Raw genomic sequence first — 20227 nt, 5'->3', positions numbered from 1 at the left:
GAAGCCCCTCAGTCGAGGATGAAGCTCTCCAGATAGGTCGGGTTGGCGCGGTCGAGCATGGACTGCGAGCGCGCCCTGATCTGGCGGTCGCTGTGCTCGCCGGCCGGCAGCATCCAGAAACGGTCGGCGCGGATACCGTCGACGACGTGTCCGGCCACCTCCTCGACGGGGGTGAAGGCGACCTCGTGCCCGGCCTCCTTCATCGCCGTCTCCCACTGGTCGAGGCTGCGGTACGGGGTCCGGCGCGGGCGCTGCTTGGCGTACCGCTCGGGCCGGTTGCGGTGCGACTCCCACAGGCCGGTGCGCAGCATGTGCGGGCCGGGGAAGAGCACGGAGGCGCCCACGGGCGCGCGCCGGGCCCTCAACTGCGCGTACAGCGACTCGGTCAGGGTGACCACGGCCGACTTCGTGACGGCGTAGACGGAGGCGGTGGGCAGCGGGGCGATCCCGCCGTCCCCGGAGGAGGTGTTGACGACGTGCCCGGGTCCGCCGCCCGCGATCATGCGCGGGACGAAGGCCTGGATGCCGTGGAAGACCCCCCACACGTTGACGGCGAAGGCCCATTTCCAGTCGTTGGGTTCGTGCTCCCACATCGGGCCCTCGGCGCCCGAGCCGACGCCCGCGTTGTTGCACAGCACGTGCACCGCGCCGAAGGTGTCGTACGCGGCGTCCGCGAGGGCCGCCACGGACGCGGGGTCCGTGACGTCGACCGGGTGGGCGAGGACCCGGGCGCCGTCCTCGGACAGCTCCGCGGCCGCCCGGCCGAGCGCGGGCTCCTCCACGTCCCCGAGGACCACGGCCAGTCCCTCGGCGGCGAAGCGGCGCGCCATCGCGAGCCCGATGCCGCTCGCCGCCCCGGTGACGACGGCGACCTGTCCTGCGCGCAGTTCCATCACACGCTCCCCTCGGGCGGGCCGTCGAGGACCTGCTGCGGATCGTCGTAGCGCTGGTGGATGTACGGCGCGAGGCTCCCTGCGCTCACCCGCTCGGCCACCCGGCCCTTCTGGTCGGTGGTCTTCTCGCCGACGGTGATCTCGACGATCCGGCGGACGGGGAGGTCCGCGACCGGGTCGTACATGGACTCGCGCAGGACGATGTCACCCGTGACGCGTTCCAGCCTGCGGACCTTCTCGTGGCGGACGCAGTGGACGAGGACGGGATCGTCCTCGAAGCCGGAACCGTCCACCGCGGGGAGGAACTTGAAGTAGAAGTCGGTCTTCTCCACGGGCTCGGGCAGGGGCAGCGGGCCGGACACCGCGCCGCGCACCTCGACGAAGGCGATGCCGTGCCGGGCGAGTGCGGCCCGTACGACCATCCCCTCCCGCTCGACCGTCACCTCGCCGAGCTTCTTGGGCTCGCCGAAGACCTCGCGGCCGCCGACCAGGGCGCGCTCGTGGGTCATCGGCATGACCAGGGGATACCAGCCCTCCCGGTCGCCGTGGGCGGCGGCGACGGCGACCGAGCCGGCGCCGAGGGGGTAGCCGGGCAGGTCGACCCGGGAGATGTTGGCCCGGACGAGGGGGCGTCCGACGGGTTTCAGCGGAGGCGGCAGGACGGCCGCGACCACGTCGGGGTCGGTCTCCCAGACGGCGACCACGCCGGTGGACCAGATGTCGGGGAGCGAGGAGCTCTTCGCGCGGGCCGCCGCGATCTCGGCGTCGGTGCGCGCGCCGTACCGTACTCGTGCCATGAGGTACCGCCCTTCGGGGAACCGTCAGCGTGTAACACAGTTACACCCGGCGCGATGAAGGGTAAATACCCGTGCAGACAACCGATTTGGGGAGGCCATGGCTCGCTCCGCACTGACCCGTGAGGAGGTCCTGCGCGCCGCCGCGGCGCTGGTGAGGCAGCACGGTCCGGACGCGCTCACGATGCGCAGGCTCGCGGCCGAGCTGGGCACCGCGGTCACCTCGATCTACTGGCACGTGGGCAACCGCGAGTCCCTGCTGGACGCGCTCGTCGAGCGGACCGTGGCCGATCTCGCCGCGATCACCCCGCACGGCCGCACCCCCGTCGACCGGATCGTGTCCGTGGCCGGCACGCTCCGCCGCGACCTGCGCGAGCGCCCGCACCTGGTGGCGATGGTCCACGAGCGGGGTCTGACGGAACGGATGTTCCTGCCCGCCCAGCGCGCCCTGGCCGCCGAGGTGCACGCGGCGGGGCTGCGGGGCGCGCGGGCCGCGCAGGTGGTCCGGGCCGTGCAGTTCCAGGTCGTCGGCCACGTCCTGGTGGAGCGCAACCGGGAACGGGCGCCGGTCCAGTCGCCGGGCGAGGAGGACCTCTGGGACGCCGAGGGCGAGGCGGCTCCCGACCCGGCCCTGGCTCGTGCGCTGACCCGTCCGGTGGACACCGAGCGCCTCTTCGCCGTGTCCGTGCGGGCCCTGGTGGAGGGACTGTTGGCGGTTCCCGGCCGACCTGGGGACCCGGCCGGCTGACCCGGCGTCCCGCCGCGCGGCCGGTACGCCGTGGCCCTCACGCGTCCGCGGGATGGCCGGATCCGGGCACCCGGATCCGGCACCGGGCACCACGGTGTCGGCGGCGGCCCGTATTCTCAGTGACCATGCTCGACGACCGTACGACAGCAGCGATGTGGCCGACCGCCTACCCACAGGGGTACGCGGTCGTCGACGTGGAGACCACCGGCCTCGCCCGCGACGACCGGATAGTGTCGGCTGCCGTCTACCGGCTGGACGCCCAGGGCAACGTCGAGGACCACTGGTACTCGCTCGTCAATCCGGAGCGGGATCCGGGGCCGGTCTGGATCCACGGACTGACCACTGACGTCCTGGAGGGCGCGCCGCTCTTCCCGGAGATCGCCGCCGAGTTCTCCGCGCGGCTCGACGGCCGGGTCCTGGTGGCGCACAACGCCATGTTCGACTGGTCGATGATCGCCCGGGAGTACGCGCGCGCCGAGCGGACCGCGCCGGTGCGTCAGCGGCTCTGCACCATCGCGCTCTCCAAGGAGCTCTCGCTCCCGCTGCCCAACCACAAGCTGGAGTCGCTGGCCGCGCACTACGGCGTCGTGCAGCAGCGCGCGCACAACGCGCTGGACGACGCGCGCGTCCTCGCCGAGGCGTTCCGGCCGAGTCTGCACACGGCGGCGGAGCGGGGCGTACGGCTGCCGCTGCTGGAGTGCCGGCCGCTGACGGAGTGGGCCGCCTCCCCGGTCGCGCCGCGGATCGGCCACCAGGCCTCGTACCACGCGAACAGCTGGCGCCCCTCGCGGAAGCGCCCGGCGTGCCCGTACCCGAACCCCGGACGTTACGAAGCGGACAAACCGCTCAAGCAGGGCATGCGGGTGGCGTTCTCCGGCGACACCTCGATCGACCGCGAGCTCCTGGAGGACCGCGCGACCGACGCCGGGCTGCACGTGGCGAGCAGCGTGTCCCGCCTGACGAGCCTGCTGGTGACGAACGATCCGGACGCGGCCACGTCCAAGACGGTGAAGGCGAAGTCCTTCGGCACCCCGATCGTCGACGAGGCCGCCTTCACCCAACTGCTGCGGGACGTCGACGCGGCAGACGGGTGACGTGCCGGGCGTGCGTCCCACGCTTCCGCGGCCGGGAGCCCCACCCTGTGGCGCATGGCACGTTGTGAGGTCTGCGGAAACGACTACGGCATGTCCTTCGAGGTGCACGCGCAGGGCGCGGTGCACGTCTTCGACTGCTTCTCCTGCGCCATTCACCGCATGGCGCCCATCTGTGACCACTGTCGGGTCCAGATCATCGGCCAGGGCGTCGAGGTGGAGGGCAGCTGGTACTGCGGCGCCCACTGCGCCCGCTCGGAGGGGAAGGTGGGCATCGTCGACAAAGTCTGAGAGCCCGGTCGCCCCGGGCGACCGGAGCCCCCGTGCGTGCACCCCATGACCACGGTTGTACCGTCATGGGGTGTACCGCTTCCTGTTGTCCCGGCAGTGGGTGATCCTCACCCTCGTCGCCCTCGTCCTCATGCCGACGATGATCGAGCTGGGCTTCTGGCAGTTCCACCGGCACGAACGCCGGGTCGCCCAGAACTCCCTGATCGCGGACAACCTCCGGGCGGAGCCGGTCCCGGTGGAGGAACTGACCTCCGTCGGGCACACCGTTCCGCGCGCCGACTACTGGCGCCGGGTGACCGCCACCGGCACCTTCGACACCGCGCACGAGGTCGTCGTCCGCCGCCGGACCTCCGCGGACGACCGGGTCGGCATGCACGTGCTGACCCCGCTGGTGCTCCGGGACGGCCGGACCGTCGTGGTCAACCGCGGCTGGGTCCCGGCCGCCGCCGACCAGAAGGCCTTCCCCGACGTCCCGCCCGCCCCCAAGGGCGAGGTCACGGTCACCGGACGGCTCAAGGCCGACGAGACGACCGGCGCGAGCGGCATCAAGGACCTGCGCGGACTGCCGGACCGTCAGGTGATGCTGATCAACAGCGGCCAGCAGGCGGAGCTGATCGGCCGCGAGGTGCTCGGCGGCTATGTCGAGCAGACGGCCCCCGCACCCGCCGGGGCCGGCCCCGAGCAGATCGCCGAGCCGGACCACGACTCGATCGGCGCCCACATGGCGTACGCCGTCCAGTGGTGGCTCTTCACCGCCGGTGTGCCGGTCGGCTGGGTGATCCTGGTGCGCCGCGAGAAGCGCGACCGGGAGGCCGCGGCCCGTACCGACGACGGTTCCGGGACTCCCGAGCCCGCCCCCGCCGCCGCCGTCTGAGCGAGCACGTCGGAAGGCGCCCCGGAGGCCGGATCGGCCGACGGGCGTTCCCCAGGTCACATGCGGACTCCCCCGCCCCGCTGATTGACCGTCGCCGCTTTCGGGAACACGCCAGAGCGTGACGCAACGTATCGACGACTACGCCCTCATCGGCGATCTGCAGACCGCCGCGCTCGTCGGACGCGACGGATCGATCGACTGGCTGTGCCTGCCGCGCTTCGACTCGGCCGCCTGCTTCGCCGCGATACTCGGAGACGAGGACAACGGGCACTGGCGGATCGCGCCCAAGGGCGCCAAGAACTGCTCCCGGCGGGGCTACGCCGGGGACACCCTGGTCCTGGAGACCTACTGGGAGACGCGGACCGGCACCGTCAAGGTCGTGGACTTCATGCCGCAGCGGGACACCATGCCCGATGTCATGCGGATCGTGGAGGGCGTCAGCGGCTCGGTCGAGATGAGCTCGGTGCTGCGGCTGCGCTTCGACTACGGCTCGGTCGTGCCGTGGGTGCGCCGGGCCGACGGCCACCGGGTGGCCGTCGCGGGGCCCGACTCGGTCTGGCTGCGCAGCGAGCCCGAGGTGAAGACCTGGGGCCAGCAGTTCTCCACCTGCTCCTCGTTCACGGTCGACGCCGGCCAGAAGGTGGCCTTCGTCCTGACCTGGCACCCCTCGCACCAGCCGCGCCCGGACCTGATCGACCCGTACACAGCTCTCGAACAGTGCCTGATCGACTGGCGGGACTGGTCCTCGCGGTGCACCTACCAGGGGCCGTACCGCCGGGCCGTGCTGCGCTCGCTCATCACCCTCAAGGCCCTGACCTACGCCCCGACGGGCGGCATCGTCGCCGCGCCCACCACCTCCCTGCCGGAGGAGCTCGGCGGCGTGCGGAACTGGGACTACCGCTCCTGCTGGCTGCGCGACTCGACCCTGACCCTCGGTGCGCTCCTCACCGCCGGCTACGTCGAGGAGGCGGCGGCCTGGCGGGACTGGCTGCTGCGTGCGGTGGCGGGCGATCCGGCCGACCTGCAGATCATGTACGGCCCGGGCGGCGAACGCAGGCTCCCCGAGATGACCCTGCCCTGGCTGCGCGGCCACGCGGACTCCTCGCCGGTGCGGATCGGGAACGCGGCCGTGGACCAGTTCCAGCTGGACGTGTACGGGGAGGTCATGGACTCGCTGTTCCGGGCCCGGGAGGCGGGCATCCCGGCGGAACGGCACGCCTGGAACCTCCAGCTGAGCCTGCTCGGCTTCCTGGAGTCGACCTGGCGGCAGCCGGACGAGGGCCTCTGGGAGGTACGCGGCCGCCGCCGCCACTTCGTCCACTCGAAGGTGATGGCGTGGGTGGCCGCCGACCGCGCCGTGCGGATGCTGGAGGTTGACCCCTCGCTGCACGGGGATCCGGCGCGCTGGCGGGCGATGCGGGAGGAGATCCACGCCGAGGTCTGCGACAAGGGCTTCGACCCCGAGCGCAACACCTTCACCCAGTCGTACGGCTCGCGGGAGCTGGACGCGGCGACGCTGCTGATCCCCCAGGTCGGATTCCTCCCGCCGGACGACCCCCGCGTGGTGGGCACGATCGAGGCGGTCCAGGCGGAGCTGCTGCACGAGGGCTACGTGCTCCGCTACAGCACCGACGGCGACTCGGTCGACGGACTGCCGGGGCAGGAGGGGACCTTCCTGGTCTGCTCCTTCTGGCTGGCGGACGCGCTGCGCCTGATCGGGCGGACGGAGGAGGCGCGGGAGCTGTTCGAGCGGCTGGTGGCGCTGCGCAACGATGTGGGACTGCTGGCGGAGGAGTACGACCCGGTGACGGCTCGGCAGCTGGGCAACTTCCCGCAGGCCTTCAGCCACATCGGCCTGGTGAACACCGCCCTCGCCCTGCCGTGGGAGGAGACGGCAGGATAGGGCCATGGATCTTGGACTGAAGGACCGTGTGTACGTGGTGACCGGCGCGACGCGGGGGCTCGGCCGGGCATCGGCCGAGGCGCTGCTCGCGGAGGGCGCGAAGGTGGTGGTCACCGGGCGCGAGGAGAAGTCGGTGGCCGAGGCGGTCGCCGAACTCGGGGCGGACGCGGTCGGCGTCGCCGCCGACAACGCCGACCCGGAGGCCGCCGAGCGGCTGATCGCTGAGGCGCGGTCCCGCTTCGGGCGCTTCGACGGCATCCTCATCAGCGTGGGCGGGCCTGCGCCGGGCTTCGGCGCGGACAACACCGACGAGCAGTGGGCCTCGGCCTTCGACACGGTCTTCCTGGGCGCGGTGCGGATGGCCCGGGCCGCCGCCGACACGCTGACCGAGGGTGGCGTCATCGGCTTCGTCCTGTCGGGCTCGGTCCACGAACCGATCCAGGGCCTGACGATCTCGAACGGTCTGCGTCCCGGGCTCGCCGGCTTCGCCAAGTCGCTCGCCGCCGACCTGGGCCCCCGGGGCATCCGGGTCGTCGGCCTGCTGCCGAGCCGGATCGACACCGACCGGGTGCGCTCCCTGGACGCCCTGTCGGGCGACGCGGACGCGGCCCGCGCGGCCAACGAGTCCCGCATCCCGCTGCGCCGCTACGGCACGCCGGAGGAGTTCGGCAACACCGCCGCCTTCCTGCTGTCGCCCGCGGCCTCGTACCTCACCGGGGTCATGCTGCCGGTGGACGGCGGCGCCCGGCACGGCTTCTGACCCGAGCGCGGAGCCGGGCTCCGGGCGCGAGGCCCGGGACCCGGGGCCCGGCGGGCCGACCGGGTCAGGTCACCCGGCTCGCGCGGTGCCTGACCGCGCGGAGGCGGGCCTCCGCCGGCAGGGACGCGAGGCCCGTCGAGGTGCGTGCGTTCGCGAGGGCCTCGTGGGTGAGGGCGTGCAGGGTCTCCCCCGGTGCGGCCTGCGGCTCCAGGCGCAGGGCGACGCGGGCACGGGGCGCGGTGCGACGGCCCGTCAGGGCGACGCGGGCGTCGGCCACGCCGTGCTGCGCCGCGACGTCCGCGACCAGGACGCTCGTCAGGGCCCGGCCCCTGATCACGGCGGCGTCCCCGTCGCCGGTGTCGATCACGACCTCACGCAGCCGGGCACGGCGGAACTGCGCCAGCAGCCACCACAGGAACAGCAGGACGAGGATGCCGAGCGCGGCGATGACCACCGGCCACCACCAGCCCTCGTCGCGCCACCGCTGCCGGTCGGCCCGGCTCAGCAGGACGTCGGACGGGCCCGACCACGGCCACCAGGACGGAACGGACAGGTCGAGGCCGGCCGCGAGCACCGCCCCGCCGACGACGAGGAGCAGGAGGCCCACGAGAGCGAGCAGGATCCGGTTGACGCGCCGGAGGACGACCGTCATCCCTCATCCCTTCTTCGGCGGGCGCGCCACCCGGACGGCCGGCGCGGGCGGGCGGGCGAGCCCCAGCTCATCGATGGCGGCGGCCGTGACGGCGTCCAGGTCGGCCCGGACGACGTCCAGTTCGCGGAAGTGCGAGACGGCCCGCACCTTCACCTTGCGCCGCCCCGCCCGGACCACGACGGACTGCACGCCCGAGACCTCCATGGCGCGGTCCCGCAGGATCAGGGCCGCGGCGTCGCGGTCGAGCCCGGCCCGAACGTCGGCGTGCCGGCGCCGCATCGGCAGGACGGCCCGCAGGCCGGGCGTGAGGGCCAGGACGAGGAGCCAGAGGCCGAGCGCCGCGGCGACGGCCGCGCCGGCCTGCACCCAGGTGTTGTCGAGGGGCCGGGTGGCCAGTTCGTCGGCGAGGTCGCGCCGCCACTGCATGGCCGTGCGGTCGGCGCGTACCGCGGCGATGTCGTAGAGGAGCAGGCCGGTGCCGCCGAGCAGGACGAGCGCGACCAGGGCGGCCGGGACGCGCCGTACGGCCCAGAACCGGCGGGCCGGCGCCGCGTCCGGCCGGTCCGCCGGCACCGGTGCGGGCGGCGACGCGGTCTCGGGTTCGGTGCTCATCGCAGCCTCCCCCGCGCGGACCCGCGTGCCGTGCGCGCCGAGTGCAGTCGCTCCACGTGGACGGACACCTCCGGCACCTCCAGTCCGACCAGTTCCTTGACCCGTCGCATCACCCGGCTGCGGACCGCGCCGCACTGGCTGCCCAGGTCGGCCGGGTAGTCGAGTTCCAGGCTCACCGAGACCCGGGCCGAGTCACGGTGCACGACGACCGAGGCGTGCGGCGCCGACCCTTCCGCGGGCACCGAGACGAGCGCCTCCCGTGCCGCCTGCGCGGCGATCTTCGCGACCACCTTGTCGGCGATGGTGGTCGCCCCGCGGCCGGCGGCTCCGACCGGACCGGCTGTCACCTCCGGTCACCGCCGCCGGTCGCCGCGTTCGCGGCCCCGGAAGAAGTCGCCGGGTTCGAGGTCTCCTTCGAGGAAGCGCCCGACGACGAACCCGATCGCGCCCAGGGCCGCAACCAGGACGAACGCCCCGAACCCGCCGAAGTATCCGGCGAATCCGAGGGCCATGCCGGCCACCAGGCCGACCAGAGCCATACTCATGCCGATTCCCTTCCGCCCGGCCGCCGCGGCTACTGGAGCCGCTGCTCCGGCTCTTCGTCCTCTTCGTCGGGCAGCTTCACGTCGCTCACGGCGATGTTGACCTCGACGACCTCCAGACCGGTCATCCGCTCCACGGCCGCGACGACGTCCTCGCGGACCTCCCCGGCCACACCGGCGATCGAGACTCCGTACTCGACGACGATCTCCAGGTCGAGAGCCGTCTGCACCTCGCCGACCTCGGCCTTCACACCCCGGGTGGCACTGGACTTGGCACCGCCGCCCGGCACCCGGTCGCGCACGGCGCCGAGCGTGCGGGAGAACCCGCTGCCCATGGCATGGACGCCGGCGACGTCGCGCGCGGCCATGCCGGCGATCTTCTCGACGACGCCGTCGGCGATCGTGGTACGGCCGCGGCCGGCGGGGGCGCCGCCGCCCCGCTTGGTCACGGACGGTCCGTCGGACTGCGTGCTCTCGCTCATCGCCGTTCGCCCCTTCCGAGAAGGCGTGGGAAACGCGGGTCGCATTCGGACCCTTTGCCCACATTAAGTGCGCTTCCTCGATCGCGCCCCGGGGATGCGGCAGTCTGGGGCGATGACGACGAGTGCGGAAGCGGGACGGGCTGCGACGGTGCGCGGGCGGCTGAGGCCGGGCCTGCTCCTGCCGCTGGGTGACCCGGCGGACGGCGCGTGGCTGGCCGAGAGCGCGGCGCGGGCCGTGCTGCTGCGGGCCGCCGGACAAGTGCCCGGGGTGGTGCCGGGGCCGCTGCGGGTGGGACTCCCGGAGGGGGACGGGGAGTCGGAGGGGGAGCCGGCGACGGAGGCGCCGCTGCCCGTGCCGCCGGGCGGCCTGGCGCCGGGGCCGCTGCGGATCGCGGCGGACTTCGCGGCGGCGGGCGACCGGCCGCTGCCGGTGGTGTCGGACGAGCTGCGCGCCGCTCTGTTCGCCGCGGCGGGGACGGAGTTGGGGCTCAGGGCCGTTCGGGTCGATCTCCGGGTGACGGACCTGCTGGACGACGGGGTGACGGCCCCCGCCGCTCCGGAGCCACCCGCCCCGACCGGGCCCACCTCGCCCGGCGTGACGGACCCGCTGTCGACGGTGGTCCGGGCCGTGGCGGGGGTGGCGGCGTTGACGGACGTCGTGGGCCCGCCGGTCGACCGCGCGCCGGGGCGGCTGCGGGTGGAGGTGGCGGTGACCGCGGGCCGCCGCCCGCTGGACGTGGCCAGAGCCGTGCGCGCCACCGTGACCGCGGTCGCCCCGGAGGGGACCGCGGTCACGGTACTGGTGTCGGATCTGCGCTGACGGCGTTGCCGGGCGTCAGTCGCCGAGGCCCGCCAGGTCGCGGAGACGGCGGGCCTGCGCGGCCCGCTCGGCGACGCGCTGCTCCTCGTAGGAGCGGCCGGATACGCCCTGGAGCAGCGCCTTGGTCTCGATCACGGCGTCGCGCGGGGCACCCAGCAGGGCGGCGCTCAGGTCCCGTACGGCCGCGTCGAGTTCGGCGGCGGGCACGGCGATGTTGGCGAGGCCGATGCGCTCGGCCTCGTCGGCGTGGACGAAGCGGCCCGTGGCGCAGATCTCGAGCGCGCGGGCGTAGCCGACGAGCGAGACGAGCGGGTGCGTGCCGGTGAGGTCCGGGACGAGGCCCAGGCTGGTCTCGCGCATGGCGAACTGCACGTCCTCGGCGACGACCCGCAGGTCGCAGGCGAGGGCGAGCTGGAACCCGGCGCCGATGGCGTGCCCCTGGACGGCCGCGATCGACACGATGTCGCTGCGGCGCCACCAGGTGAACGCCTCCTGGTACTCGGCGATGACCGCGTCGAGGTCCTCGTCGGACCCGCGCGCCAGATCGAGGAAGGACGGCTCCCCGTCGAAGCCCTCGGGCGTGAACGCCTGCCGGTCGAGACCCGCGGAGAAGGACTGGCCCTCACCGCGCAGGACCACCACCCGCACGCTGCCCGGCAACGACCGGCCGGCTTCCACCAACGCCCGCCACAGAGCGGGAGACTGGGCGTTGCGCTTCGCCGGATTGGTCAGGGTCACCGTGGCAACGGCGTCCTCGACGGTGAGCCGTACACCGTCCTTGTCGAACACGAGCACAGAGTCGAGCGAAGTCATGGGGCGCCTCCGGTTCCGGTGCAGCACTGCGTCGATCGCTCAGTGACCTCGTCGGCCACTAAGTGACTGCACAGTAACCACCCGGTCGACCGCTCGGCCGACCGGGTGGCCACCCCAAGAACCGGTGGACCCGACGAACCGCGCCCCGAGTCAGGCCGAGGCCGTCTTCTTGCCTCGTGTCGCTCCGCCGCGTCCACGCAGCGTGACTCCGGATTCACTGAGCATCCGATGGACGAATCCGTAGGAGCGGCCGGTTTCCTCGGCCAGCGCCCGGATGCTCGCACCGGAGTCGTACTTCTTCTTCAGGTCTGCCGCGAGCTTGTCGCGCGCGGCGCCGGTCACCCGGCTGCCCTTCTTCAGAGTCTCGGCCACCCGTGCCTCCTCATGGGAAGTGCGCTCTGGACTTCTCATGATCACCCCTTCCGGACGTCCTGGCCACCCATTCGACAAGGTCCGTGCCGCCGGGTTCCCTCCCGGGCAAGGTGCCGCCACGACCGGAATGCCTCATTCCGGTGAGTGCCGGACCTGCCGGAAAGCCGCCGCGAAAGGGAAGTGCCAGGTCAGCGCCGTCCTGCCCGTACGAGGACGGCGCGGCCCCTGACGGAAGGATTCCGCAGGGTGCCGCGCTGGGGGTATGAGACGCACTCACTCAGATGAAGGATCACCCATGAGCCGAATGATCCATACGGGGATGATCAGAAGCCGGGCCGGCCGGCCGGTGCGGACTCCGTGCCCGTCGTCCGGCCACCGGGCCCGCCCGCCTCGCCCGCTGGTCAGGCCAGGGCCACGAGGTCCTTGTAGTCCGGCCCCCACAGGTCCTCGACGCCGTCCGGCAGCAGGATGATCCGCTCCGGCTCCAGGGCGTCGACGGCGCCCTCGTCGTGGGTGACCAGCACGACCGCGCCCTTGTAGGTGCGCAGCGCGCCGAGGATCTCCTCACGGCTGGCCGGGTCCAGGTTGTTGGTCGGCTCGTCCAGGAGCAGCACGTTCGCGGACGAGACGACGAGGGTGGCCAGCGCCAGACGGGTCTTCTCGCCGCCGGAGAGCACCCCGGCGGGCTTGTCGACGTCGTCACCGGAGAACAGGAAGGAGCCGAGCGTCTTGCGCACCTCGACGAGGTCGAGGTCGGGCGCGGAGGAGCGCATGTTCTCCAGGACCGTGCGCTCCGGGTCGAGGGTCTCGTGCTCCTGGGCGTAGTAGCCGAGCTTGAGACCGTGGCCCGGCGTGACCTCGCCGGTGTCCGCCGACTCGGCGCCCGCGAGCAGGCGCAGCAGCGTGGTCTTGCCCGCGCCGTTGAGGCCGAGGATGACGACGCGCGAACCCTTGTCGATGGCCAGGTTCACATCGGTGAAGATTTCGAGGGAGCCGTACGACTTGGACAGACCCTCGGCCGTGAGCGGGGTCTTGCCGCACGGGGCGGGCTCCGGGAAGCGCAGCTTGGCGACCTTGTCGGAGACGCGGACCGCCTCCAGACCCGACAGCAGCCGCTCGGCGCGCTTGGCCATGTTCTGCGCGGCGACGGTCTTGGTGGCCTTGGCGCGCATCTTGTCGGCCTGCGAGTTGAGGGCCGCGGCCTTCTTCTCGGCGTTCTGGCGCTCGCGCTTGCGGCGCTTCTCGTCGGCCTCGCGCTGCTGCTGGTAGAGCTTCCAGCCCATGTTGTAGACGTCGATCGTCGAGCGGTTGGCGTCCAGGTAGAAGACCTTGTTCACGACGGTCTCGACCAGGTCGACGTCGTGGGAGATGACGATGAAGCCGCCGCGGTAGGTCTTGAGGTAGTCGCGCAGCCAGACGATGGAGTCGGCGTCGAGGTGGTTGGTGGGCTCGTCGAGGAGCAGGGTGTCGGCGTCCGAGAAGAGGATCCGGGCGAGCTCCACGCGGCGGCGCTGACCACCGGAGAGGGTGTGCAGCGGCTGGCCGAGCACCCGGTCGGGCAGCCCGAGGGCCGCCGCGATGGTGGAGGCCTCGGCCTCGGCGGCGTACCCGCCCTTGGTGAGGAACTCGGTCTCCTGGCGCTCGTACTGCTTCATCGCCTTGTCACGGGTGGCGCCCGAGCCGTTGGCGATGCGCTCCTCGTTCATCCGCATCTTGCGGATCAGCACGTCCAGGCCGCGGGCGGACAGGATGCGGTCGCGGGCCAGGACGTCGAGGTCGCCGGTGCGCGGGTCCTGCGGGAGGTAGCCGACCTCGCCGGAGCGGGCGATGGTGCCGCCGGCGGGTTGACCCTCGCCGGCGAGGCACTTGGTGAGGGTGGTCTTGCCCGCTCCGTTGCGGCCGACCAGGCCGATGCGATCGCCCTTGGCGATGCGGAAGGAAGCGGACTCGATGAGGATGCGGGCGCCGGCGCGCAGCTCGATGCCGGAAGCGGTGATCACGGACAGACTCCAGTGCGGGGGTGGACGGCGGAAGGGCTCTGGCGGGTTTCGACGCCTCTACGCGTGCGCAAGGAGAATGGCCATACGGCCAGTCTAACGGGCGCTTGCAACTGCTTTTCGGACATGCTGCCGCGGGGTGACATAGCTCTCCTTCCGCCTCCTGTCCGACAAAAGGGGCGACTGCTGGCGGAGTGATCGATACTCGCCGGGAGGCGGCGGCCCCTGCCGCGGCACGACGCGGAGGGCGGTGGCCCATGCAGTTCGACGACGACGCCGACCTGGACACCTCGGAGGTGCGCGACGTCCGCGGGAGCCGCATCCCGGGCGGCAGGGCCACCGTCGGCGGCGGCGTCGTCGGCCTCATCGCCCTGATCCTGGGTGTTCTCTTCGGCGTGGGTCCCGAGCAGCTGGGCCTGTCGTCCGGCGACGAGGATCCGGCCGTGACCGCCTCGTCCGCGGCCCAGGTGCAGCGGACCTGCCGGACCGGCGCCGACGCGAACGCCCGCGAGGACTGCCGGATCGTGGCGGTGGTCAACAGCCTGCAGGACTTCTGGCGGGCGGAGTACGCCCGGCGGGGCGGCCGCTACGGGGACGCGCGCACGGTGATGTTCACCGACCGGGTCGGGACGGCCTGCGGCTCGGCCACCTCGGCGGTCGGGCCCTTCTACTGCCCCGGCGACCGCCAGGTCTACCTGGACCTGGGCTTCTTCGACGAGCTGCGGACCACGTTCGGCTCGACCGGGGGCCCCTTCGCGCAGGCCTACGTCGTGGCGCACGAGTACGGCCACCACGTCCAGAACCAGATGGGCACGCTCGCCCGCGCCCAGGACGGGCGCACCGGTGCCGCGTCCAACGCCGTGCGGGTCGAGCTCCAGGCGGACTGCTACGCGGGCGTGTGGGCCCGCCACGCCACGTCCACGCCGGACGAGCGGACGGGACGGCCGCTGATCACGCGGCTGACGGAGGCGGACATCCGGGACGGCCTGGACGCGGCGGCCGCGGTGGGCGACGACCGGATCCAGGAGAGGTTCCAGGGCCGGGTGACGCCGGAGAACTGGACGCACGGCTCGGCGGCGCAGCGGCGGCAGTGGTTCTCCACGGGCTTCAGGACCGGCGACATGGCCCGGTGCGACACCTTCCGCTGATTGTCGGCGGCGACTGCGAGACTGAGACCCGCGTCACATCCGACCGAGCGAGAAGGAGCGAGCGCGATGGGCCAGTCACCCGACATCTGTCCGACCCTCACCTACGAGGACGCGAAGGCCGCGATCAAACTGCTCACCGAGGCGTTCGGCTTCACCGAGACGGCGGTGTACGAGGACGAGGACGGCAAGGTCGCGCACGCCGAGCTCTCGCACGGCAACGGCATGGTGATGCTGGGCAGCAAGGGCACCGGCAGCGAGTTCGACAAGCTGATGACCGGCGGGGGCCCGGTCGGGGTGTACGTCCGCGTGGACGACGTGGACGCGCACCACGCCCGGGCCGTGGAGCACGGCGTCGAGATCCTGATGCCGCCCACCGACCAGGACTACGGCTCGCGGGACTACATGGCCCGCGACGCCGAGGGCAACGTCTGGTCCTTCGGGACGTACGCGCCGGGGGCCGCCGACCAGTAGGCGCGGCCCGGCCGGCGCGATGCCCCGGGCCGGTGGCCCGGAGCCGGCTCAGGAGCCCCCGGTGTGGACCTGGAAGGCCGCCCGGCGCACGGCCTTGGCGAGGGCCGGGTCGGGGTGCGCGGCGGCCAGCGCGACGAGGACCTGGACCGTGCGGGGGTGCCCGACGGCCCTGACCTCGTCGAGCAGGGCCGGGACGGTCCCCTGGACCGCGGAGTCGAGGTGACGGACGAGCAGCGCGCTCTCGCCGTGGTCGGCGACGGCCGCGGCGGTGTCGACCCAGAGCCAGGTCGCCTCCTCGCGGGTGAGCACCTCCTGCGCGTCGTCGGGGTCGGCGCCGTCGTACTCGGCGAGCCAGAGCAGGGCGTACGGGCGGAGCGGGGCCTCCTGGGCGGCGGCCCGGACCTCGGCCTCGGCGGGGGCGCCGACGACCCGCAGGGCCTCGAACGCGAGGCCGCGCAGCAGAGCGTCCTCGCCCCGGGCGACCGCCAGCAGTTCGGTGACCGCGCTGGACAGGGTGCGGGCGGCGAGCCAGGCGCGGTACTCGTCGCGGGCCGGGCCGGGGGTGAGCCGGGCGCAGCCGCGGAGCATGTCCTGGGCGGACTGCTCGATGTTCCCCGCCGGACTCTGGGCCGCCACGCAGATCTGCTCCAGCTTGACCCACACCGCCCAGTTGCCGAGCGGGGTCAGGGTGGCCTGGCCCGGGCCGAGCGTGAGGGCGCCGACGGCCGCGAGACCCTCCAGGGCCCAGTCGAGCAGCGCGGAGAGCCCGTCCGTGTCCGCCGCCGCGGGGGAGCCGGCGGCGGCCTCCGGCTCGGCCTGCGGGTCGGGTACCTCGCAGCGCTCCTCGCGCAGTTCCTCGACCCGCTGACGGAGCAGGTCGAGGAGCGACGGGACCACGACGGGGCCGGCGGACAGCTGGAGGAGCGAGAGCACCTGGGGAAGGGCCTCGACGACCTCGGCGACGGCGCCGGGCGCCACGCCCTCGGGGGCCGGGTGGACCAGGGACCAGGCGTCGAAGAGGGCGACCCAGCCGCGCAGGACCGCGGAGTCGTCACGGTCCCAGGCGTGCAGGCGCCAGCCCGGGCGGGCGGTGTCGCCGTGGATCTCGACGAGTCCGGCGAGGCGCGCCCGGTCCCAGCCGGCCCGGATCTGGCCGGGGGTCAGGTTCAGCGCCGCGGCGGCCCGTTCCTGGGCGGAGGCCGCGTCGGGAGCGGCCGAGGGACCGAGCTCGGCCGCGCGGTCGACGGCGGCCCAGCGGGCGATCCGTACGGCGTCGGCCAGGACGATCCGTGCCTGGCGGGCCAGTTCCGCGCGGGGCGGAGTGCCCTCCGGCGGACGCGGCGCCGGCCGCGTACGACGGGTCGTCACGGCCCGTCGGGCGGTCGCGAGTGCCCGCGGACGGACGAGTCGGAGTCTGGAGTTGCGCGCCAAATGCTCATCAGGCTGTCGAGACGTCACGGGGGCAGTCTTCCCGCTGACGGCCCGAAAGCCCAATCGGAATCCGGATCGCCGTCGACAGACGCCGGGAACGGCCCGGAACCGGGCCCGGGACCGCCTCCGGAAGGAGGGCGGACGAACCGCCCGGGACGGGAGCGTGCGGCGGGCCGGCGCGGCGTACCGGGGCACCCGCGGGGGCGCCTACAGCAGAGGGGTCAGGAAGCGGCGCAGCGCTTCCTCGTAGCGGACCGGGTCGGCGTTCCACATCGAGGCGTGCGGGGCCCGCCGGACCGTCTGCAGGGTGACGAGTTCCGGGCGGCGGGCGGCCAGCCGGAGGGACGGCTCCCAGGGCGCGAGCGTGTCGTCCGGGCCGTGGAAGACCAGGGTCGGGATCCGCAGGGCGGCCGGATCGGCGGCGTCCTGGAGCCGGGCGCCGTCCAGCGCGGCCCGGGTCGTCGCGGCGCGGACGGCCAGCGGCAGCAGCGGGGCCGGGACGTGGCGGGCCGCGACGAGGGCGCGCAGGGTGGCCTCCCGGTCGAGCACCGGGGAGTCCAGGACGAGACCGCGGACCGCGTCCCGGACACCGGAGTCGGCCGCGACGTGCAGGGCCATGGTCGCGCCGGTCCCCCAGCCGTACAGGACGACGTGCCGGGCCCCTCGGCGCACGGCGTAGCGGACGGCGGCGTCGGCGTCGCGCCACTCGGACTCGCCGAGGTGGCTCAGGCCGTCCGGGGACGGCGGCGCGCCCTCGTCGCCGCGGTAGGCGGGGATGAGGACGGGGATCTGGCGGCGGCTGAGGAAGGGGACGAGGTTGACGGGCTGCAGCCGGGTGGTGCCGATGCCGTGCAGCGCGACGACCCAGGTGGGCCGGGGGCCGGGGACGAGCCAGCCGGGCAGGGGGCCGAGTTCGCCGGGGATCTCGACGTCCTCGTACTCGACGCCGAGGGCCGACAGCGGGGTGCCGGTGTGCAGCACGGGGGTGAGGCGGACGCGGGTGCCCGGTTCGAGGGTGCCGTACTCGACCCGTTCGAGACGGCGGACGACGGTGTCGGCGGCGTGCGGGACCCGGTCCAGGACGGGTCCGACGACCGCGTGCACGTCGGGGCCGTCCAGGCCGTAGGTGCCGGGTCGCAGGGAGGCGAGGCTCCGGGTGAGGGTGACCCGGCCCGTTTCCGTGGCGTGCACGGTGAGCCGTGGGTCGCCGGGCAGCGGTCGTCCGGACGGCGCCCGGAGGGCGACGTCGCTGGCGTACCGGCCGGCCGCGATCACGGCCGCGCCGACACCGATCAGAGTGGTGACGGCCGCTGCCGTCGCTGTAGCCGGGCGCACGTTCCCAGTGTCGGCAGGGTGCGGACGGGGTGCCACCGGACCGCGGCCCTTCGGGCGGTCCGCCGGTCGCCCCGGTGGCCCCCGGCGTCTCCCCCGCGCCACCTCCGCGCACTCGACGGAGTGACGTGGGTCACCCCACGGGGGTCCCCCGGCCGGGTGATCTTGCCCGTGGGACGAGAGGGACTGGCGGGGCGGCAGTCAACAGAAGTCGGTTCTGCCCCGCTACGGCACGGCTTACCCGGGGTTGCACGGGGACCACATCGTGGACGGATCGACGCCCGGAGCGCTAAGCGGAATGACCGGACCCCGATTCGGGACACCACACCGCCCGGCCCAGTTCACCTTCCGTTCACCCAGGTTGCTTACGTTCGTCGAGCCACTGACGTCAAACGATTGCCTGGGTAAATGGAACACATCACGCTGCTGCTCGCCATTGTGGTCGTGACAGCTCTCGTGTTCGATTTCACGAACGGTTTCCACGACACCGCCAACGCGATGGCGACGACCATCTCGACCGGTGCCCTCAAGCCCAAGACGGCGGTGGCCATGTCCGCCGCGCTCAACCTGGTCGGTGCGTTCCTCTCCGTGGAGGTCGCCAAGACGATCTCCGGCGGGATCATCAACGAACAGGGCATTCGTACCGAAGTGATCTTCGCGGCGCTCGTCGGCGCCATCCTCTGGAATCTGCTGACCTGGCTGCTCGGGCTCCCGTCGAGCTCCTCCCACGCCCTCTTCGGCGGCCTCATCGGTGCGGCGGTCATGTCCGCCGGCTGGTCGGCGGTCAACGGCGGCACCATCGTCACCAAGGTCCTGCTCCCCGCGATCGCCGCGCCGATCGTCGCCGGCCTCGCCGCGACGGTGGCCACCCGGCTCACCTACCGGATCGGCGCCAAGACGGACGAGAAGTCCACGGCCAAGGGCTACCGGGCCGGACAGATCGCCTCCGCCGGTCTGGTCTCCCTCGCCCACGGCACCAACGACGCCCAGAAGACGATGGGTGTCATCACCCTCGCCCTGGTCACCGGTGGCGTCCTCGCCCCCGGCTCCAACCCTCCGATGTGGGTCATCGTCTCCGCCGGTCTGGCCATCGCGATGGGCACCTACCTCGGCGGCTGGCGCATCATCCGCACGATGGGCAAGGGCCTGACCGACCTGCGCCCGCCGCAGGGCTTCGCGGCCCAGACGAGCGCGGCCACGGTCATCCTGGCCTCCTCGCACCTCGGCTTCTCCCTCTCCACCACCCAGTCCTGCTCCGGCGCCGTGATGGGCGCGGGCCTCGGCCGCAAGGGCGGCGTCGTCCGCTGGTCGACCGCGACCCGGATGTTCGTCGCCTGGGGTCTGACCCTGCCCGCCGCGGGTCTGGTCGGCGCCGGCGCCGAGTTCCTCACCAAGCAGGGCACCTGGGGCATCGTCGCCGTCGCGGTCCTGCTGGTCGCCGGTTCCGGTGTCATCTGGGCCCTGTCGCGCCGCAAGCCGGTCGACCACCACAACGTCACCGCGGACGACCTCGACGCCGAGCCCGCGGGCGTCGTGACCACCGCGATCGCGGCGGTCAGCCCGCCGCCCGCCGGGACCGTCGCCGCCGTCGCGGACGAGGACCTGAAGACCACCATCCCCTCGCCGGCCCCCACGGACCCGGCAGCCCCCGCGGCCCCGGCCGCGGCGGTCTAAGGAACCAAGGGACACGCACGCATGAAGATCGACTGGGCAGCTCTCGGCTCCGTCTTCGGAGTCAGCCTCGTGGCGACCGTCGCCCTCGTGGGCCTGTTCACCCTCGGCATCGTCGGCCTCTCCAAGCAGGAGCAGGCCGCGGCCCAGGGAGGCTCCGCCACCCTCGCGCGTACCGGCGCGTACGCCTGCTTCGCCCTGTGCGCGGCGGCCGTCGCGTACGGGATCTATCTGATCGTCGTCTGACGCGGGACGACCCCACCGGCCGGGCGGGCCGCACCCTCGGGTGCGGCCCGCCCGGCCGTCGTGCTGTGGGGCTTCGCACACTGTCCCGCCGCAGGTCAAGGGTGAGTTGACGGGTGTTCGCACAGCGTGGTGGACTTCCGGGGCCATTACGGCGGCAGAAGAGGAAGCCCGGTGCGATTCCGGCGCGGTCCCGCCACTGTGACCGGGGAGAGCCTCCCCGGGAGTCAGGAACTCTCCCCGCCGGTCACGTCGAGCCAGGGCGCGGACCCTGAGTGAGGACACAG

General features: G+C 73.3%; 23 protein-coding genes and 1 riboswitch. Of the genes, 11 read left to right on the top strand and 12 right to left on the bottom strand.

From position 1 onward, the window contains the following. Positions 1–8: 8 nt before the first annotated feature. Both ACE1OA_RS26980 and ACE1OA_RS26975 read right to left on the bottom strand, forming a co-directional pair. Complete coding sequence (locus ACE1OA_RS26980) at positions 9–893, bottom strand: SDR family NAD(P)-dependent oxidoreductase (protein WP_384871700.1); 885 nt, start codon at positions 891–893, stop codon at positions 9–11. Then, on the bottom strand, positions 893–1690 hold the full coding sequence (locus ACE1OA_RS26975) for an acetoacetate decarboxylase family protein (RefSeq protein WP_356605551.1): 798 nt from the start codon (positions 1688–1690) through the stop codon (positions 893–895). Before ACE1OA_RS26975 ends, ACE1OA_RS26980 begins: the two co-directional genes overlap by 1 nt. A gap of 97 nt (positions 1691–1787) precedes the next feature. On the opposite strand from ACE1OA_RS26975, the gene ACE1OA_RS26970 reads away from it, so the two are divergent. From ACE1OA_RS26970 to ACE1OA_RS26945, 6 genes are all read left to right on the top strand, one after another. Further along, entirely contained in the window at positions 1788–2435 is a 648-nt protein-coding gene (locus ACE1OA_RS26970) for a TetR/AcrR family transcriptional regulator (protein WP_356605553.1), read from the top strand. 119 nt (positions 2436–2554) lie between these two features. Beyond that, positions 2555–3529, top strand: a complete 975-nt coding sequence (locus tag ACE1OA_RS26965) for a DEDDh family exonuclease (protein ID WP_384871696.1) — start codon at positions 2555–2557, stop codon at positions 3527–3529. 54 nt (positions 3530–3583) lie between these two features. Then, the gene (locus ACE1OA_RS26960; protein WP_356778947.1) at positions 3584–3817 is read left to right on the top strand and encodes a hypothetical protein; all 234 of its coding nucleotides are present in this window, start codon (positions 3584–3586) and stop codon (positions 3815–3817) included. Between the two features lie 70 nt (positions 3818–3887). Next, entirely contained in the window at positions 3888–4691 is an 804-nt protein-coding gene (locus tag ACE1OA_RS26955) for an SURF1 family cytochrome oxidase biogenesis protein (RefSeq protein ID WP_432753512.1), read from the top strand. Positions 4692–4809: 118 nt separating this feature from the next. Beyond that, positions 4810–6594 (top strand): glycoside hydrolase family 15 protein, encoded by a 1785-nt coding sequence (locus ACE1OA_RS26950; RefSeq protein WP_432753511.1) that lies wholly within the window; start codon positions 4810–4812, stop codon positions 6592–6594. Positions 6595–6598: 4 nt separating this feature from the next. Beyond that, positions 6599–7354 (top strand): SDR family oxidoreductase, encoded by a 756-nt coding sequence (locus tag ACE1OA_RS26945; protein ID WP_356605563.1) that lies wholly within the window; start codon positions 6599–6601, stop codon positions 7352–7354. A 64-nt stretch (positions 7355–7418) separates the two neighbouring features. On the opposite strand, the gene amaP is transcribed toward ACE1OA_RS26945, so the two are convergent. Genes amaP through ACE1OA_RS26920 form a run of 5 tightly spaced genes read right to left on the bottom strand, consistent with a single transcriptional unit; the run spans position 7419 to position 9642 of the window. Next, positions 7419–8006 carry an alkaline shock response membrane anchor protein AmaP gene (gene amaP / locus ACE1OA_RS26940; RefSeq protein WP_432753510.1) on the bottom strand — a complete coding sequence of 196 codons (588 nt, stop codon included), beginning with the start codon at positions 8004–8006 and terminating at the stop codon, positions 7419–7421. Positions 8007–8009: 3 nt separating this feature from the next. Next, positions 8010–8618: a DUF6286 domain-containing protein gene (locus tag ACE1OA_RS26935; RefSeq protein WP_432753509.1), complete on the bottom strand. Its 609-nt coding sequence runs from the start codon at positions 8616–8618 to the stop codon at positions 8010–8012. Then, complete coding sequence (locus tag ACE1OA_RS26930) at positions 8615–8965, bottom strand: Asp23/Gls24 family envelope stress response protein (protein WP_356605569.1); 351 nt, start codon at positions 8963–8965, stop codon at positions 8615–8617. The genes ACE1OA_RS26935 and ACE1OA_RS26930 overlap by 4 nt, the downstream gene beginning before the upstream one ends. Positions 8966–8971: 6 nt before the next feature. Next, a complete protein-coding gene (locus ACE1OA_RS26925; protein ID WP_147977412.1) occupies positions 8972–9163 on the bottom strand; it encodes a hypothetical protein in 192 nt (63 codons plus the stop codon). Positions 9164–9192: 29 nt separating this feature from the next. Continuing rightward, complete coding sequence (locus ACE1OA_RS26920) at positions 9193–9642, bottom strand: Asp23/Gls24 family envelope stress response protein (RefSeq protein ID WP_356778953.1); 450 nt, start codon at positions 9640–9642, stop codon at positions 9193–9195. Between the two features lie 112 nt (positions 9643–9754). Here ACE1OA_RS26920 and ACE1OA_RS26915 point away from each other — a divergent pair, with 112 nt between their 5' ends. Further along, a complete protein-coding gene (locus ACE1OA_RS26915; protein WP_356605573.1) occupies positions 9755–10462 on the top strand; it encodes a hypothetical protein in 708 nt (235 codons plus the stop codon). A 15-nt stretch (positions 10463–10477) separates the two neighbouring features. Here the strand turns inward: ACE1OA_RS26915 and ACE1OA_RS26910 are convergent, their stop codons facing one another. The 3 genes from ACE1OA_RS26910 to ACE1OA_RS26900 form a co-directional block, all read right to left on the bottom strand. Continuing rightward, on the bottom strand, positions 10478–11275 hold the full coding sequence (locus ACE1OA_RS26910) for an enoyl-CoA hydratase/isomerase family protein (protein WP_356605575.1): 798 nt from the start codon (positions 11273–11275) through the stop codon (positions 10478–10480). A gap of 150 nt (positions 11276–11425) precedes the next feature. After that, a complete protein-coding gene (locus ACE1OA_RS26905) occupies positions 11426–11647 on the bottom strand; it encodes a helix-turn-helix domain-containing protein (RefSeq protein ID WP_005477683.1) in 222 nt (73 codons plus the stop codon). A 401-nt stretch (positions 11648–12048) separates the two neighbouring features. Continuing rightward, positions 12049–13647: an ABC-F family ATP-binding cassette domain-containing protein gene (locus ACE1OA_RS26900; RefSeq protein WP_356605578.1), complete on the bottom strand. Its 1599-nt coding sequence runs from the start codon at positions 13645–13647 to the stop codon at positions 12049–12051. Between the two features lie 254 nt (positions 13648–13901). On the opposite strand from ACE1OA_RS26900, the gene ypfJ reads away from it, so the two are divergent. Together ypfJ and ACE1OA_RS26890 are read left to right on the top strand one after the other, a co-directional pair. Next, positions 13902–14792, top strand: coding sequence for a KPN_02809 family neutral zinc metallopeptidase (gene ypfJ / locus ACE1OA_RS26895; protein ID WP_432753508.1), 891 nt, complete (start codon positions 13902–13904; stop codon positions 14790–14792). A gap of 66 nt (positions 14793–14858) precedes the next feature. Further along, positions 14859–15263: a VOC family protein gene (locus ACE1OA_RS26890; protein ID WP_432753507.1), complete on the top strand. Its 405-nt coding sequence runs from the start codon at positions 14859–14861 to the stop codon at positions 15261–15263. Positions 15264–15311: 48 nt separating this feature from the next. Here the strand turns inward: ACE1OA_RS26890 and ACE1OA_RS26885 are convergent, their stop codons facing one another. Further along, positions 15312–16721, bottom strand: coding sequence for a hypothetical protein (locus tag ACE1OA_RS26885; protein WP_384871674.1), 1410 nt, complete (start codon positions 16719–16721; stop codon positions 15312–15314). A gap of 180 nt (positions 16722–16901) precedes the next feature. Beyond that, complete coding sequence (locus tag ACE1OA_RS26880; protein ID WP_356605586.1) at positions 16902–18029, bottom strand: alpha/beta hydrolase; 1128 nt, start codon at positions 18027–18029, stop codon at positions 16902–16904. Between the two features lie 405 nt (positions 18030–18434). On the opposite strand from ACE1OA_RS26880, the gene ACE1OA_RS26875 reads away from it, so the two are divergent. Together ACE1OA_RS26875 and ACE1OA_RS26870 are read left to right on the top strand one after the other, a co-directional pair. Next, positions 18435–19700 (top strand): inorganic phosphate transporter, encoded by a 1266-nt coding sequence (locus ACE1OA_RS26875; protein WP_356605588.1) that lies wholly within the window; start codon positions 18435–18437, stop codon positions 19698–19700. A gap of 21 nt (positions 19701–19721) precedes the next feature. Further along, positions 19722–19943, top strand: a complete 222-nt coding sequence (locus ACE1OA_RS26870; RefSeq protein WP_260228563.1) for a hypothetical protein — start codon at positions 19722–19724, stop codon at positions 19941–19943. Between the two features lie 121 nt (positions 19944–20064). After that, positions 20065–20198, top strand: a riboswitch (cobalamin riboswitch). The last annotated feature ends 29 nt before the right edge of the window (positions 20199–20227 follow it).

The organism is Streptomyces sp. JL2001 (genome assembly GCF_050917515.1).
Taxonomy (GTDB): Bacteria; Actinomycetota; Actinomycetes; order Streptomycetales; family Streptomycetaceae; genus Streptomyces.
Note: the sequence above shows the minus strand (reverse complement) of the source record. Positions and strands in the feature narration are given on the sequence as shown.